Raw genomic sequence first — 16,577 nt, forward strand, 5'->3', positions numbered from 1 at the left:
CTTATCCCCTGCATAACCAAACGCAGGACGGTTAAGCGAAGCGTCATCCAACAAGTTACATCACCCGTAGCAGCCTACTGCTTAACCTCGCAGTGGCTGACCATACGCCAGTGCCCCTGCAGAACATGAATTTCCCCCTCAACATTCACCACGTCACGGCTGCGAATATCGCCGCTTGAGGCACCCACTCTTATTTCAAATTCGCCGGGCTCCACCACGCGCTGTCCGTCACGTCGGGTAAAGTTGAGCATATCCGTCGGCACATTGAACGTCAGCTCTGCGCTTTCTCCGGCCTGTAAATATACGCGCTGGAAAGCCTTAAGCTCCTGCACCGGACGCACCATTGAGGCGACTTTGTCGTGAACGTAGAGCTGGACGACTTCGCTCGCCGCTTCGCGGCCACAGTTCGTTACCGTGACGCCTGCGATTATTTCACCGCCCTGATTTTCGACCTTTTTACCGGCAAGCTTCAGCGGACCGTAGCTGAAGTCCGTCCATGTTTTCCCGTAACCAAACGGATAGCGCGAGCCAAAGTGGAAGGCGAACGGCGTGCCGCCGCTTTTCAGCTTGTGGTTATAGTAGTAAGGCATGGCCCCGGCGCTTTTCGGGACGGAAACCACCAGCCTGCCTCCCGGCTCGGCCTGCCCCGTTAGCACGTCCGCAATCGCATAGCCTCCTTCCTGCCCCGGCGCCCACGCCATCAGCAGCGCCGCCACGTTATCTTCCTGGCCACCCAGGTTATAAGGACGCCCACCCGTCATTACCACCACCACTGGTTTACCCGTTGCCACCAGCTCATCCAGCAGCTGCTGTTGAACGCCGGGCAGCGTCAGGCTGTCGGTATCCGAACCTTCCCCCACGGTGCCGCTCTGGAACAGCCCGGCCAAATCGCCGACGCATAGCACGACAACATCACTCTGTTGCGCGGTACGCACCGCTTCCGGAATAAGGCTGAGATCCTGCGAGACCGGGGAGCTTTGCATGGGCTTACCGCCGCTGTCGCCGGGGAAGACCGGCGCACCAGCCATGCGTTTTTCTATAATATGGCAGCCTTTGGCATAGCGAACATTTTCGCTGCCAAGCCGCTCACGCAGCGCGGCCAGCGGGGTTATCACCTGCGACGTCTGCTCCAGCATATCGCTGATGATCAGGTGCACCGGGAAGCTGTAGCCGCTCAGCAGCGCCAGCGGGTCGTCCGCGGTAGGCCCAATGACCGCGACTTCAGGTGTGCCTTTTAGCGGCAACGTGCCGTCATTTTCCAGCAGGGTGATGGAGCGGGTGGCAACCTCGCGGGCAAGCTGTTTTGCCGAGTCGCTCTGCAGCGCAACCCGGTTTTCATCGGCATAAGGATGCTCAAACAGGCCCAGGCGGAATTTTTCCTTGAGCACGCGAGCAACAATTTCATCAACTTTTGCCATAGTAATCAGCCCGCGTTCAACGGCCCCGGCCAGATGGCGCGCGCAGTCATCTTTGGGCAGCTCTACGTCCAGACCGGCGTTAAATGCCAGCGCCGCCGACTCTGCCGGATCGTGAGAGATACCGTGGTGCTGATGCAGGAGGCTGACACCGCCATAGTCCGCCACCACCAGCCCGTCGAAGCCCCACTGCTCGCGCAGGATTGTGGTGAGCAGGAACTCATCAGAGTGCCCGGGCTGGTTATCGATATCGTGATAGGCAGGCATCACGGAGCCTGCGTTCGCAAGCTTCACCGCCATCTCAAAGGGCAGCAGGAAAGTGTCGTTCAGCTCGCAGAATCCGAGATGAACCGGGGCATGGTTGCGCGCGCCTTCGCTAAAAGAGTGGCCGACATAGTGCTTAAGCGTCGCCAGCAGGTCACGTTTTTTGCCCTGTAAGCCTTTCACATAGCTGGTTGCCATCATGCCGACCAGCCACGGATCCTCGCCAAAGGTCTCCTCCGTGCGGCCCCAGCGCACATCCCTCGAGACGTCCAGCACCGGTGCCAGCCCCTGATGGCAGCCCGTTGACCGGGCCTCTTTGCCTATCGCCTCAGCGGCACGTTCGATAAGTTCCGGATCCCAGGTTGAGCCATAATTCAGCGGCGAAGGAAACAGCGTGGCATCTTTGCACAGCAGCCCGACCAGGCACTCTTCATGGAACAGCGCCGGGATCCCCAGCCGCGTATCTTCTACCAGCGTTTTTTGCAGGCGATTAGCTGCCCTGACGCCCTCTTGCGCATCGACAATATGCGTACCCAGCGGCCTCGTGATTTGGCCGATGCCGAGCTTCATGCGTTCGGCGAGGCCGGTCTGCTCCGTAACGCCAGCAAACTCATCGCTCAGATCGGTTCTTTCCCGGTGATTGCCATCACTCGACAGAATCAGCCACCAGGCGTGCATCTGTGCAAACTTTTCTTCCGGCGTCATGCGTGAGAGTAAATCAGCAACGCGCTCGTTAACCGGGCGGCGGGCATCCTTATAGATAGCAGACATTATTTTCCCCTTAGAGGCTCATCGGATTTTGGCTCGTTAATTTCTCCGTCGTTATTAATGATTTTGCGGATGAACCTCGCCCGCGGCAATTGCCGAAACAGACTGCGCGTTTACGATATTTGGTTTTCTCGGCCGAATGTGATGAGTCTCAAAAACAGCATGAAAATATCTGCAACCGGTTACCTAAAATGCTTCGCGGTGTGCATCTGCGTCACAATTGATAAGAAACATAATTTATAAGTTAAAAATCTCAATACCCGCCCCGACATTCACCGATTACCTTCTTTGGCGTACCCTGGACTATTAAAATAGGTAAAAACCATGTCGACAATAACGGGAAGAATTAGCAGTAAAGAAAAACTAGGCTTCGGGCTGGGTGATGCAGCCAGCCATATCGTGTTTGATTCTTCGGTGGCTATTCTGGCCTATTTCTACACGAACATTTACGGCCTGCCTCCTGCCGTTATGGGCACGCTTTTCCTGGTGGTTCGGGTGCTGGATGCAATAACGGACCCGATTATGGGCGCGATTGCCGATCAGACTAAAAGCCGCTGGGGAAGATTCCGTCCCTGGCTGCTGATAATCTGCGTTCCATTTGCCGTAAGCTGCGTTCTGGTTTATTCCACGCCCGACTTCGATCAAACCGGAAAAATCATCTACGCCGTTCTTGCCTATATCTTTATGACGCTGATGTACACGGCAATCAATATCCCCTATTGCTCGCTGGGCGCCGCCATTACGGCGGATCCGCAGGAAAATTTATCGCTGCAGTCCTGGCGTTTTGCCATTGCGCCAATAGGCGGCGCGATGGGTACCGCTCTCATCCTGCCGCTGGCCGACTTTATTGCGCCGGGTGACCGGGCCAGCGGCATGCAGTGGGCAATGGGGATTTTCGGCGTGATTGGCTGCCTGATGTTCCTGGTCTGTTTTGCAACGACCCGTGAGCGCATTACGCCGGTTAAAGAAGAAAACCTTAATATTTATCGCGACGTCCGCATTCTGATGCAAAACGACCAGTGGCGTATATTGTCAGTTTATAATCTGGCGATGCTGTGCGGCGTTGTGGTTCGCGGCAGCCTGCTGGTTTACTTCGTACAATATATTCTTAACCAGGGCAGCAATATTATTTCGCTCTTCATGCTTGCAACTACCGTTGCGGCAGTTATAGGCAGTTTATCCGCGAAATGGGTTGGCGCATGGATGTGTAAAATCCGCGCTTCGGTGTGGGTTAATATTCTCAGCGCGCTGGTCGGCCTGCTGTTCCTGGTATTACCAACGAACTACTGGGTTCCGGCGTTTATCGTGCATATTATCCTTAATATACTTCAGGGTATTAACGCTCCGCTCCAGTGGTCGATGATCACCGATGCGAATAACTACGGCGAATGGAAAACCCAGCGGCGGATCACCGGCATGAACGTCGCGGCGAATATATTCATTATTAAACTCGGCGTGGCTATCGGCGGCGCGTTAACGGGCTGGGGGCTGGCGTTTTATGGCTATCAGGCTGGCGTAGAGCAGCAGTCAGCGGAAGCGGTACGCGGCGTATTAATTTTATTCACCGTTTTACCTGCCGTGTTTTATCTGATTACCGCCTTCTCTATTCGTTACTATCGTTTAACCGAAGCGAGAATGAACGATATAGTCAGCGATCTGAGCGAAGGGAAATTCCAGGTTCAGGCGGAGTTAACAAAAGCGGTGCCACAGTCACACTAGAAATAATTAAGGCGGGTGTTTCATCACCCGCCTTAGGGTTTACTTATTAATTTCTGCCAGACTGAGCCAGGTTTGCACTACGGTGTCAGGGTTCAGAGAGAGGCTGTCGATGCCCTCTTCCATCAGCCAGGCGGCAAAGTCTTCGTGATCCGACGGACCCTGCCCGCAGATACCCACGTATTTTCCCTGCTTCTTCGCGGCTTTAATGGCCATCGACAGCAGCGCTTTCACCGCGTCGTTACGCTCATCAAACAGTTCAGACACCACGCCGGAGTCGCGGTCCAGGCCCAGCGCCAGCTGCGTCATGTCGTTGGAGCCGATAGAGAAACCATCGAAGTACTGCAGGAACTCATCCGCCAGCAGGGCGTTGGACGGGATCTCACACATCATGATGATTTTCAGCCCGTTCTCGCCGCGCTTCAGGCCCTGACGCTCCAGCTCTTCCACCACGGCTTTCGCCTGGGCGACGGTACGCACAAACGGCACCATCACTTCGACGTTGGTCAGCCCCATGTCGTTGCGCACGCGCTTCATGGCGGCGCACTCCAGGGCGAAGCAGTCACGGAAGCTGTCCGCCACGTAGCGGCCCGCACCGCGGAAGCCGAGCATCGGGTTCTCTTCTTCCGGCTCGTAGCGCTCGCCGCCGACCAGGTTGGCGTATTCGTTAGATTTAAAGTCCGACAGGCGAACGATGACGCGCTTCGGCCAGAACGCTGCGCCCAGCGTCGCGATCCCTTCGGTCAGACGTCCAACGTAGAACTCAACGGGATCGTCATAGCCTTTCATCATTTCGCGGATTTCGTTCTGCAGCCCAGGCTCCTGCTGGTCAAACTCCAGCAATGCACGAGGGTGTACGCCAATCATGCGGTTAATGATGAATTCCAGACGCGCCAGGCCCACGCCCTCGTTGGGCAGGCAGGCGAAGTCGAAGGCGCGATCGGGGTTGCCGACGTTCATCATGATTTTCAGCGGCAGGTCCGGCATGGTATCTACCGTTGAGCTCTTCACGCTGAAGTCCAGCAGATCCTGATAGACATAGCCGGTGTCACCTTCCGCGCAGGAGACGGTCACGTTCTGGTCGTCCTTCATGCGCTCCATAGCGTCACCGCAGCCAACCACGGCCGGAATGCCCAGTTCACGGGCGATGATCGCCGCATGGCAGGTTCGCCCGCCGCGGTTGGTCACGATAGCGGACGCCTTTTTCATGATCGGCTCCCAGTCCGGGTCGGTCATGTCGGTCACCAGCACGTCGCCGGGCTGGATAAGGTGCATTTCGCTGATATTGTGAATGACCTTCACCGGACCCGCACCGATGCGGTGGCCGATGGCACGGCCTTCCGCGACGATTTTGCCCTGGGAATGCAGCTGATAGCGTTCCATAACCTGCCCCTGAGAACGCACGGTTTCCGGGCGGGCCTGGACGATAAACAGCTTGCCGGTGTGGCCGTCTTTCGCCCATTCGATATCCATTGGGCGACCGTAGTGTTTTTCAATCTGTACGGCCTGCTTCGCCAGCTCCTGCACCTCTTCAGGCGTAATGGAGAACTGGTCACGGTCCGCCTGCGGCACGTCTTCGATGCGTACCTGCTTGCCATGCTCCTGGCTTGGGGCATAGACCATGCGGATTTTTTTCGAGCCCATGTTACGGCGCACGATGGACGGCCTGCCGGCTTCCAGCGTCGGTTTATGGACGTAGAACTCATCCGGGTTAACCGCGCCCTGCACGACCATCTCGCCCAGCCCGTAGGCGGAAGTAATAAACACCACCTGCTCAAAGCCGGATTCGGTGTCGATGGAGAACATCACGCCGGACGAGGCCAGATCCGAGCGGACCATGCGCTGAACCCCGGCGGAAAGGGCCACGCCGCGGTGGTCGTAGCCCTGGTGTACGCGGTAAGAGATGGCCCGGTCGTTAAACAGCGAAGCAAACACATGCTTCACCGCCACCAGCACCGCATCATACCCCTGTACGTTGAGGAAGGTTTCTTGTTGCCCGGCAAACGACGCGTCCGGCATATCTTCTGCCGTAGCGGAGGAGCGCACGGCAAAAGAGGCTTCAGCGTCGTCAGCAGAAAGCTGTTCGTAGGCGTCGTGAATGGCTTTTTCCAGCTCGGGCTGGAAAGGCGTGTCGATGATCCACTGGCGGATTTGCGTCCCGGCTTTGGCAAGCGCGGCAACGTCGTCAATATCCGTTTTGTCCAGCAGCTCATAAATACGCTGGTTTACACCACTTTGGTCGAGAAAATAATTAAACGCTTCGGCGGTGGTGGCAAAACCGTTCGGCACGGAGACGCCCATACCTGAAAGGTTGGTAATCATTTCACCCAGGGAGGCATTCTTTCCCCCGACCCTGTCTACATCATTCATGCCGAGTTGGTTATACCAAAGCACCAGCGGTGACGAATTGGACATCGAGACAATCCTTTTGTGATATATGAATGGGTACAAGAAACGCATTACATCGTTATTAGCCTGCCATATTTGACCCGCTGAGTGAAACGGGTGAATCGTTCAAGCAAAATAAAAATATGAATTTTTCAGATACATTAACCCTCATCGTAAGCCTTTGATTATTCATTTAATCCCCTTTTGGCGTGTGGTTAATCATTAATTTGATAAGTGACGTAGCCATTTCATAAAAAATAAAAACACCAGTTCACTTTTCATTTTGCGATAAGGATTATCCCGAACCTCGTTGTTTTAATTTATGCTTTACGCAATTGCCGCAAAATGTCAGGGACAAAACATGGATAACGTCGTAGACCGACAGGTTTTTTATATTTCCGATGGCACCGCCATTACCGCTGAAGTGCTGGGCCATGCGGTGATGTCTCAGTTTCCGGTTGCGATCAACAGCATCACGCTGCCGTTTGTGGAAAATGAGAGCCGTGCCAGGGCCGTGAAAGAGCAGATTGACGCCCTTTATCAGCAGACCGGCATCCGGCCGCTGGTGTTCTACTCCATCGTGCTGCCCGAAATCCGCGATATCATCGTGACAAGCGAAGGCTTTTGTCAGGATATCGTTCAGGCGCTGGTCGCTCCTTTGCAGCAGGAGCTGAAGCTGGACCCGACGCCTGTTGCCCACCGTACCCACGGTCTGAACCCCGGCAACATAATCAAATATGACGCCAGGATCGCCGCCATTGACTACACGCTTGCCCACGATGACGGCATTTCCATGCGCAATCTCGATCAGGCGCAGGTGATTCTGCTGGGCGTCTCCCGCTGCGGCAAAACGCCGACCAGCCTGTACCTCGCCATGCAGTTTGGTATCCGGGCAGCAAACTATCCGTTTATCGCCGACGATATGGACAATATTCAGCTTCCCGCCGAGCTGAAACCGCTTCAGCATAAACTGTTCGGCCTGACGATTAACCCGGAACGCCTCGCCGCCATTCGCGAAGAGCGCCGTGAAAACAGCCGCTACGCCTCTCTGCGCCAGTGCCGCCTCGAAGTGGCGGAGGTCGAAGCGCTGTTCCGAAAAAATCAGATCCGCTACCTCAACAGCACCAATTATTCCGTTGAGGAGATGGCCACAAAGATTCTGGATATCATGGGCCTGAATCGTCGCATGTACTAAGAAACTAGTACACAAGATTTACATTGTATGTCAGGATAGACAGATTGCGATGGCGTTATTCCCGTTGTGCGGTTGAAATCGGCATAAATTGGTTTATCGTGATCGCCATCACTTCCCGGCACTCTCGCCGCGCAGAAGACAAAAATTTCTGAGACACACAATGAATAAAACAGATGAACTGCGAACAGCGCGCATCGACAGCCTGGTCACTCCCGCAGCGCTGGCCGATCGCCTACCTGTCTCGCCTGAGGTGGCACAAAACGTTATCGCCTCCCGCCGTCGCATCGAAAAAATCCTTAACGGTGAAGATAATCGCCTGCTGGTGATTGTCGGGCCATGCTCCATTCACGATCTGGACGCGGCCATGGATTACGCCCGCCGCCTGGAGGGGATGCGTCAGAAACATGGCGATCGCCTGGAAATCGTGATGCGCACCTATTTCGAAAAGCCGCGCACCGTGGTTGGCTGGAAGGGGCTTATCTCCGATCCTGAACTGAACGGCAGCTACCGCGTGAATCACGGCATTGAGCAGGCACGCCGCCTGCTGTTGCAGGTGAACGAACTGGGCGTACCGACGGCGACAGAGTTTCTGGATATGGTGATCGGCCAGTTTATTGCCGATTTAATCAGCTGGGGCGCAATTGGGGCACGCACGACGGAAAGCCAGATCCACCGTGAAATGGCCTCGGCGCTCTCCTGCCCCGTTGGCTTTAAGAACGGCACTGACGGCAATACCCGCATCGCGATCGACGCGATTCGCGCTGCCCGCGCCAGCCACATGTTCCTCTCTCCGGACAAGCACGGCCAGATGACGATTTACCAGACCAGCGGTAACCCATACGGCCACGTGATTATGCGCGGCGGCAAACAGCCGAACTACCACGCGGCGGATATCGCTGCGGCCTGCGACAGCCTGCAGGAGTTCGATCTGCCGGAGCAGCTGGTTGTCGACTTCAGCCACGGTAACTGCCAGAAGCAGCACCGCCGCCAGCTCGAGGTGTGCGAGGACGTCTGCAGCCAGATCCGCAACGGCTCCCGCGCCATTGCCGGTATCATGGCCGAAAGCTTTATCCTCGAGGGCACCCAGAAGATCGTAGCCGGACAGCCGCTGAAATATGGCCAGTCCATCACCGATCCTTGCCTCAGCTGGGAAGATACTGAAACCCTGCTGGCAATGCTGGCGGATGCCGCCGGTAGCCGTTTTTAATTTTCATGGTGGATGACGCTTACGCTTATCCACCCCGCTCACTGCTTCCTTGCCGCGCGGATTAGTGAAAGCACATCCGCCCTTTTCCTCTCTTTGCTCAAAATTGATCCATTCACATTTTTCTTACAAATAATGCTTGCTGCTGCAATCGAGTTTATTGATAATGATTATCATTGTTACATTAATTGTCATTTGCACACAGAATGGATCGTATGGACAAACCTTTCACTTCTACCCGCCCGCAGCAGCCTGCGGCAGAACCCCGTCACATCGACAGTAAAGCCCTGCTTGGTTCTGACGGCCGTGTCGTGATTGTCCACGAAGGCCAGCAGTACCTGCTGCGTCAGACCCAGGCCGGGAAGCTCATCCTGACCAAATAAAAAAACAGCTTTCTTTTCGCAAGCCACCCAGGTTATCCCCAGGCAGCCAGCGCTTAATGTTTCTCATGGAGAATTGCGCTATGCCATTTTTACACTCAGCCGGATCCCGCCTGTCGATTTTGACCGTTGCGGTACTCACCGCCCTGCCTGCCGCCGCAAAGGATGACCAGGTCACCGTGGTTGCCACGGGTAACCAGCGCAGCACGTTTGAAGCGCCGATGATGGTCAGCGTGATTGAAGGCGATACCCCTGAGGGGCAGACCGCCTCTTCGGCAACGGACATGCTGCGCAAGGTTCCCGGCATAACGATATCCGGCAGCGGCCGCACCAACGGTCAGGACGTTTCCATGCGTGGCTATGACCGTCGCGGCGTGCTGATGCTGGTAGACGGCGTTCGTCAGGGTACCGACACCGGACACCTGAACAGCACGTTCATCGATCCGGCGCTGGTCAAACGTATTGAAATCGTCCGTGGCCCCGCCGCTCTGCTGTACGGCAGCGGCGCGCTGGGCGGCGTGATTTCTTATGAAACGGCAGACGCCAGCGATCTGCTTTTTGACGGCCAGAACAGCGGCTACCGCGTGTTTGGCACGGGTGCAACCGGCGATCGCAGCATTGGTATGGGAGCCAGCGCCTTTGGCCGTACCGACGATCTGGACGGCGTGGTGGCGTGGTCCAGCCGCGACCGGGGGGATATCCGTCAGAGCGATGGCGAAACCGCGCCCAACGATGAAAATATCAGCAACTTTCTGACCAAAGGAACCTGGCGCATCGACCCGACCCAGTCCCTCTCCGGCTCTCTGCGCTATTACAATAACGACGCGCTGGAGCCTAAGAATCCGCAAACCACCGATGCAACCGATTCGAACCCCATGGCGAACCGCTCGACCATCCAGCGTGACGCCCAGCTGAAATACCATCTTGGCCCGCAGGATAACGACTGGCTGAATGCAGACGCCACGGCATACTGGTCTGAAGCGCGTATCAATGCCCAGACGCCGACGGACGGCGGCGAATTCCGCAAGCAGACAACCAAAGGCGGCAAAGTTGAAAACCGCAGCCACCTGTTTACCGACAGCTTTGCCGCCCACCTGCTGACCTACGGCGGCGAATACTATCGCCAGGAGCAGCATCCGGGCGGCAATACCACCGGCTTCCCGCAGGCAAAAATCGACTTCAGCTCCGGCTGGATGCAGGACGAAATCACCCTGCGGGACATCCCGGTTTCCCTGCTTGCCGGTACGCGTTACGACAACTACAGCGGCAGCAGCGACGGCTACGACGACGTGAACGCCGATAAATGGTCTTCCCGCGGCGCGGTATCTGTTACGCCGACCGACTGGCTGATGCTCTTTGGCTCCTACGCGCAGGCCTTCCGCGCGCCGACCATGGGCGAAATGTATAACGATGCCAAACACTTCTCTATTGGTTCGCGCTACACCAACTACTGGGTGCCAAACCCGAACCTGCGGCCGGAAACCAACGAAACCCAGGAGTACGGCTTCGGCCTGCGCTTTGACGATCTGATGCTTGCCAACGACGGCATCGAGTTTAAAGCCAGCTACTTCGACACCAATGCCAAAGACTATATCTCCACCACCGTGGACTTCGCGAAGGCGACCACCATGTCTTATAACGTCCCTGATGCCAAAATCTGGGGCTGGGACATGACGGCAAAATACACCAGCGACCTGTTCAGCCTGGATCTGGCCTACAACCGCACCCGGGGTAAAGATCAGGACACCGGAGAATGGATCTCCAGCCTGAACCCGGACACCGTGACCAGCATCCTGGATATTCCGGTGGCGCAGAGCGGTTTCTCCGTAGGCTGGGTCGGCACCTTCGCAGAACGATCCACGCACATCAGCAGCAGCTACAGCGCGCAGCCCGGCTACGGCGTGAATGATTTCTACGTCAGCTATCGCGGCCAGCAGGCGCTGCGCGGCCTGACAACGTCGCTGGTGTTCGGCAACGCCTTCGATAAAGAGTACTGGTCGCCGCAGGGCCTGCCGCAGGACGGCCGAAACGGTAAAATTTTCGTTAGTTATCAATGGTAAGGAGTATCGCATGACTCAACGTTATGAAGAATGGTTACGGCTGAAGCTGCAGCATCCGAAGAAATATGCACGCGACATCGCAAAACTGATGAACATCAGCGAGGCAGAGTTAACCCATGCGCGGGTCGGGCATGATGCCTGGCGACTGAAAGGCGAAGCCCGCGAGATCTTGACAGCGCTGGAAAGCGTGGGGGAAACCAAATCTATCTGCCGCAATGAATATGCCGTTCACGAGCAGGTCGGGCGCTATGAGAACCAGCATCTTGAAGGCCATGCGGGCCTGGTGCTCAACCCACGCGCGCTGGATCTGCGTTTGTTCCTCAGCCAGTGGGCCAGCGCATTCCACGTTCGCGAGGCCACCGCCCGTGGCGAACGCCAGAGCATCCAGTTCTTCGATTATCAGGGCGATGCGCTGCTGAAGGTTTACACCACTGATAACACCGACTTCAGCGCCTGGGGCCAGGTACTGGCGACGTTTATCTTTGCAGCTAACCCGGCGCTGGCTTTACAGAAGGCAGAAGAAACCGTGATGACCCCGGCGACGGATGCAGCCCTGGTAGAAGCCGAATGGCGCAGCATGCGTGACGTTCACCAGTTCTTCGGCCTGCTCAAACGCCATCAGCTTACCCGCCAGCAGGCATTTCATCTGGTCGCCGACGACCTTGCGCGGCGGGTAGACAACAGCGCGCTGGAACAGCTTCTGGCGCTGGCGTTGCAGGACAAAAACGAGATCATGATTTTCGTCGGCAACCGCGGCGCGGTGCAGATTTTCACCGGCGTGGTGGAAAAGCTGGTGCCGATGGATAACTGGATCAACATCTTTAACCCAGCGTTCACCCTGCACCTTCTCGCAGACAGCATCGCGGAAAGCTGGGTGACACGCAAACCGAGTGGTGATGGTTTCGTGACCAGCCTGGAGCTGTTTGCCGCCGACGGCACGCAAATCGCTCAGCTTTACGGCCAGCGCACCGAAGGGCAACCGGAGCAGCAGCAGTGGCGCTCGCAGCTGGAAACGTTGACCAATAAAGGGCTTGCGGCATGAAACGCTGGTTAGCCGCCCTGCTCGCGCTGCCCATGCTTGCCGGCGCGCAGGATCGCGTGGTCACCATTGGCGGCGACGTAACGGAAATCGCCTGGGCGCTGGGCGTGAAAAATGAGCTCGTAGCCCGTGACAGCACGAGTCTGCATCCCACGGAGGTTACCAGGCTGCCGGATGTGGGCTATATGCGCCAGCTTAACGCCGAAGGCATTCTCGCCATGCGGCCTACGCTCGTGCTGGCAAGCGCTCAGGCGAAGCCTTCACTGGCGCTGGAGCAGGTAGCGGCAAGTAAGGTGGAAGTGGTGACCATACCTGCGGAAAACTCGCTCAGCGGCATTGATGGAAAAATTTCTGCCGTGGCAAAAGCGCTGGGGAAAACGTCTCAGGGGGACGCACTGCGCAAACGGGTCAGCGATAAGCTTGCCTCTGTCCCAACGCAGCCGCTGCCGGTGAAAGTGCTGTTCATCATGAGCCACGGCGGCATGAGCGCCATGGCCGCTGGTCAGGAAACGGCCGCCGATTCCGCGATACGTGCAGCCGGGCTGCAGAATGCGATGCAGGGCTTCAAACGTTATCAGCCGCTTTCCCAGGAGGGCGTTATTGCCAGCCAGCCGGAACTGGTTCTGCTTACGGCGGACGGTGTCAGAACTCTTGGCGGGGAAAATAACGTGTGGGCGCTGCCAGGTCTGGCGCAAACCCCTGCCGGGAAGAGCCGCCAGCTTCTGGTAGTGGATGATATGGCGCTGCTGGGCTTCGGCCTGCAAACGCCGGACGCCATTGTCGCTCTGCGTAAAAAAGCGGAGCAGCTGCCGTGACGCGCCGCCCTCTACCCTGTCAGGCACTCTGGGCTATGGGGCTGGCGTTAATTGTTCTGGCGCTGGCGGCTACAAATCTCGGGGCCATGCGGCTGTCGATTACGGTGCTGTGGCAGGCGCACGATGAAGCGCTTCGCCATATCTGGCTCAACATCCGGCTGCCGCGCGTGCTGCTGGCGGCGCTGGTCGGGGGCGCGCTGGCGCTTTCCGGCTGCGTTATGCAGGGTTTGTTCCGTAATCCGCTTGCGGATCCGGGGCTGCTTGGCATCAGCAGCGGTGCCGCACTTGCCGTTGGGCTGTCGGTTGTTGTACCACTGGCCCTGCCTGCGGTTCTGGCGCTCTATGCGCCAATGCTGGCGGCTTTTGTCGGCAGCCTTGCCGTCACGCTGGCGATCTTCTTTCTCAGCCGCCAGGGCAATAACAGCCTGTCGCGTCTCCTTCTGGTTGGTATCGCCATTAACGCCCTGTGCGGCGCGGCGGTCGGCGTGCTTTCCTGGATAAGCAACGATGCCCAGCTTCGCCAGCTCTCGCTCTGGGGAATGGGCAGCCTTGGGCAGGCGCAGTGGTCAACGCTGCTGGCCACCGCCTCATTTATTCTTCCCGCCTCGCTGGGCATCGCTTTTCTCGCCGCCCGGCTTAACCTGCTGCAGCTGGGCGATGAAGAAGCCCACTATCTGGGCGTGGACGTGAAGCGTACCCAGCGACGGCTGCTGGTGCTCAGCGCCCTGCTGGTTGCGGCGGCGGTCGCGGTAAGCGGCGTTATCGGCTTCGTTGGTCTGGTGATCCCTCATCTTGTGCGCATGTGGCTGGGTGCCGATCACCGCTGGCTGATCCCCGGCTCGGTGCTGGCGGGTGCCATGCTATTGCTGGTCGCCGATACGCTCGCCCGCACCCTGGTCGCCCCTGCGGAAATGCCGGTCGGCCTGCTGACCAGCCTGCTGGGCGGCCCGTGGTTCCTGGCGCTGATATTTCGTCAACGGAGAGAGACAGATGGCTGACATTCTTCAGGCGCAGCGCATCTCGCTGCACGCCGCTGGCCGTAAGCTGCTGGATAACGTCAGCCTGACCCTGACGCCGGGCGAAGTTGTTGCGCTCATCGGGCCGAACGGCGCCGGGAAATCAACGTTGTTACGGGTGCTGACCGGCTACCAGCCGCCTGATGAGGGCGCAGTGATACTGGCGGGAAACCCTTTAGGAGAGTGGTGCAATGAAGCCTTGTCGCGCAGGCGAGCGGTGATGCGTCAGCGCAGCGGCATGGCCTTTAGCTGGACGGTGGAAGAAGTCATCGCCATGGGCCGCGCGCCCTGGCCTGCAGCACAGACTCCGGGCGTAGTAAAGGAAGTGATGGCGCTGACCGGCTGTGACGACCTGGCGGGACGGGATTTCTGTCAGCTTTCGGGGGGTGAGCAGCAGCGGGTTCAGCTGGCAAGGGCGCTCGCCCAGCTTTGGCATAACGGGCAGCCGCACGGCTGGCTGTTTCTGGATGAACCCACTTCCGCGCTGGACCTCTACCACCAGCAGCATATTCTGCGCCTGTTGCGCAGGCTGGCGCTGACGGGGACGCTCTGCGTTTGCGTGGTGGTGCATGACCTGAATCAGGCGGCGCTGTGGGCGGATCGCATCGTACTGCTGCACGGCGGCAGGCTGGTTGCGGAGGGTACGCCGCAGGAGGTGCTCAATGAAACGACGCTTCAGCACTGGTATCAGGCCGAGCTAAAAGTGTTCAGCCATCCCGAGCATTCCGCACCGCAGGTCTGGCTGAAGCCGTGATGCGTTATCCGCCTGGAGGCCAGTATTGAAAGGTGGATAAGCGAAGTGCCATCCACCAAAAGTGACAAAAATGGGGAGAAACGCTAGCTTGAGCAGCTAACTTCCAGATGTTTACCCCAGTCCGGTGGACGCTGGGTTAAATCCCCTTTATGGTCGGCAAACGGCTGGCTCAGCGCCTCATGCAGGCGGGCCACTTCGCTGATGTCCCCTGCCTCAGCGGCGCTGATTGCCCGCTGCGCCAGCCAGTTTCTCAGCACCACTGACGGGTTAGCTGAGTTCATCACCGCCTGTCTTTGCGCATCGCTCACCTGCTCAATCTGCAACCTTTCGCGATAGCGCGTAAACCAGCTGTCAAACGCTGCCCTGTCGATAAACTCATCCCGCAGCGGCGAGGCGGCGTCGTTTTGTTCAGTCTGGCTCAGCATACGAAACGTTCGGGTGTAGTCGCTGCGCTCTTTGCTCATCAGGGCAAACAGTTCGGTGAGCAAATCGTTATCGGCCTTCTCCTCGGTGAGGAAGCCCAGCTTCGCACGCATCTTAGCCCCAAACGTGCGCATCAACGCAAACTGATAGTGATCCAGCGTATCGTTCAGCACGTCCACATCAATAAACGGTGAAAGCGACTGCGCCAGACGCTGCAGATTCCACAGCCCCACGGCGGGCTGATTATCAAAGGCATAGCGGCCCTGATGATCCGAGTGGTTGCAGATTAAATCAGGCTGGTAGTCGTCGAGGAAGCCGTACGGTCCGTAGTCCATGGTCAGCCCAAGAATCGACATATTGTCGGTGTTCATCACGCCATGCGCAAAACCGACTGTCTGCCACTGGGCTATCGTGCTCGCCGTGCGCTCAACGACATCACGGAACCAAAGCGCGTAGCGTTCTGGCCGTTCCGCCAGCTGAGGCCAGTGGTGGGCAATGACGTAATCCGCCAGCTGCTGGACTTTTTGCGGCTCGCGTCGGTAGTAAAAATGCTCGAAATGACCGAAGCGCACGTGGCTTTCCGCTATACGCATCAGCATAGCGCCCTGTTCGGTCGTTTCGCGTCTTACCGGGGTTTCGCTGGTGACGATGGTCAGCGCGCGGGTTGTCGGGATCCCCAGCGCGTGCATCGCTTCGCTGGCCAGAAACTCGCGAATCGTTGAGCGTAAAACTGCCCGGCCGTCGCCCATACGGGAATACGGCGTGAGGCCAGCGCCTTTCATATGCCAGTCGAATTTGCGGCCGTCGGAGAGCTGTTGTTCACCCAATAGGATCCCTCGGCCGTCCCCCAGCTGCCCTGCCCAGACGCCAAACTGGTGTCCGCTATAGACCTGGGCTACGGGCTGCATGCCGGGAAGCAGCGTCTCACCGCTCCAGACGCCGGTATACGCCGCGTCAAACAGCTCGTCTCCCAGGCCAAGCTCGCTGGCAAGCTGGCGGTTGTGATAAAGCAAACGCGGGTTGCGCAGCGGCGTAGGGCTTAATTCGCTGTAAAAGCCGGCGAGCTCGTCGTGCCAGCTGTTTTTAAATACGGGGTTATCAGTCATGGATCCTCCTGACTGATAGTGTAGTGGTTACGCC

General features: G+C 57.6%; 12 protein-coding genes. 9 read left to right on the top strand and 3 right to left on the bottom strand.

The genetic code is table 11. The features are described from left to right. Positions 1 to 74: 74 nt before the first annotated feature. Complete coding sequence (locus AAE045_RS07295) at positions 75 to 2,450, bottom strand: glycoside hydrolase family 3 N-terminal domain-containing protein (RefSeq protein WP_455547129.1); 2,376 nt, start codon at positions 2,448 to 2,450, stop codon at positions 75 to 77. A gap of 321 nt (positions 2,451 to 2,771) precedes the next feature. On the opposite strand from AAE045_RS07295, the gene AAE045_RS07300 reads away from it, so the two are divergent. Beyond that, positions 2,772 to 4,166 (top strand): glycoside-pentoside-hexuronide (GPH):cation symporter, encoded by a 1,395-nt coding sequence (locus AAE045_RS07300; RefSeq protein WP_455547130.1) that lies wholly within the window; start codon positions 2,772 to 2,774, stop codon positions 4,164 to 4,166. 39 nt (positions 4,167 to 4,205) lie between these two features. Here the strand turns inward: AAE045_RS07300 and ppsA are convergent, their stop codons facing one another. Next, positions 4,206 to 6,623, bottom strand: coding sequence for a phosphoenolpyruvate synthase (gene ppsA / locus AAE045_RS07305; protein WP_455547131.1), 2,418 nt, complete (start codon positions 6,621 to 6,623; stop codon positions 4,206 to 4,208). A 289-nt stretch (positions 6,624 to 6,912) separates the two neighbouring features. Here ppsA and ppsR point away from each other — a divergent pair, with 289 nt between their 5' ends. The 8 genes from ppsR to AAE045_RS07345 all read left to right on the top strand — a co-directional run bounded on the left by ppsR (position 6,913) and on the right by AAE045_RS07345 (position 15,014). Further along, positions 6,913 to 7,746, top strand: coding sequence for a posphoenolpyruvate synthetase regulatory kinase/phosphorylase PpsR (gene ppsR / locus AAE045_RS07310; RefSeq protein WP_455547132.1), 834 nt, complete (start codon positions 6,913 to 6,915; stop codon positions 7,744 to 7,746). Between the two features lie 160 nt (positions 7,747 to 7,906). Next, positions 7,907 to 8,953 (top strand): 3-deoxy-7-phosphoheptulonate synthase, encoded by a 1,047-nt coding sequence (locus AAE045_RS07315; protein ID WP_455547133.1) that lies wholly within the window; start codon positions 7,907 to 7,909, stop codon positions 8,951 to 8,953. A gap of 203 nt (positions 8,954 to 9,156) precedes the next feature. Next, complete coding sequence (hemP, locus tag AAE045_RS07320) at positions 9,157 to 9,333, top strand: hemin uptake protein HemP (RefSeq protein WP_455547134.1); 177 nt, start codon at positions 9,157 to 9,159, stop codon at positions 9,331 to 9,333. Positions 9,334 to 9,413: 80 nt separating this feature from the next. Beyond that, positions 9,414 to 11,390, top strand: a complete 1,977-nt coding sequence (locus tag AAE045_RS07325; RefSeq protein WP_455547135.1) for a TonB-dependent hemoglobin/transferrin/lactoferrin family receptor — start codon at positions 9,414 to 9,416, stop codon at positions 11,388 to 11,390. Positions 11,391 to 11,400: 10 nt separating this feature from the next. Further along, the gene (locus AAE045_RS07330; protein ID WP_455547136.1) at positions 11,401 to 12,432 is read left to right on the top strand and encodes a hemin-degrading factor; all 1,032 of its coding nucleotides are present in this window, start codon (positions 11,401 to 11,403) and stop codon (positions 12,430 to 12,432) included. Then, positions 12,429 to 13,244 carry a heme/hemin ABC transporter substrate-binding protein gene (locus AAE045_RS07335; protein ID WP_455547137.1) on the top strand — a complete coding sequence of 272 codons (816 nt, stop codon included), beginning with the start codon at positions 12,429 to 12,431 and terminating at the stop codon, positions 13,242 to 13,244. The genes AAE045_RS07330 and AAE045_RS07335 overlap by 4 nt, the downstream gene beginning before the upstream one ends. Before the next feature lie 35 nt (positions 13,245 to 13,279). After that, entirely contained in the window at positions 13,280 to 14,242 is a 963-nt protein-coding gene (locus AAE045_RS07340) for a FecCD family ABC transporter permease (RefSeq protein WP_455547180.1), read from the top strand. Continuing rightward, positions 14,235 to 15,014: a heme ABC transporter ATP-binding protein gene (locus tag AAE045_RS07345; protein WP_455547138.1), complete on the top strand. Its 780-nt coding sequence runs from the start codon at positions 14,235 to 14,237 to the stop codon at positions 15,012 to 15,014. The genes AAE045_RS07340 and AAE045_RS07345 overlap by 8 nt, the downstream gene beginning before the upstream one ends. A gap of 83 nt (positions 15,015 to 15,097) precedes the next feature. Here the strand turns inward: AAE045_RS07345 and selO are convergent, their stop codons facing one another. After that, positions 15,098 to 16,543, bottom strand: a complete 1,446-nt coding sequence (gene selO, locus AAE045_RS07350) for a protein adenylyltransferase SelO (protein WP_455547139.1) — start codon at positions 16,541 to 16,543, stop codon at positions 15,098 to 15,100. Between the last annotated feature and the right edge of the window lie 34 nt (positions 16,544 to 16,577).

The sequence above is a fragment of the Dryocola clanedunensis genome, from assembly GCF_038405435.1.
Lineage (GTDB): Bacteria > Pseudomonadota > Gammaproteobacteria > Enterobacterales > Enterobacteriaceae > Dryocola > Dryocola clanedunensis_A.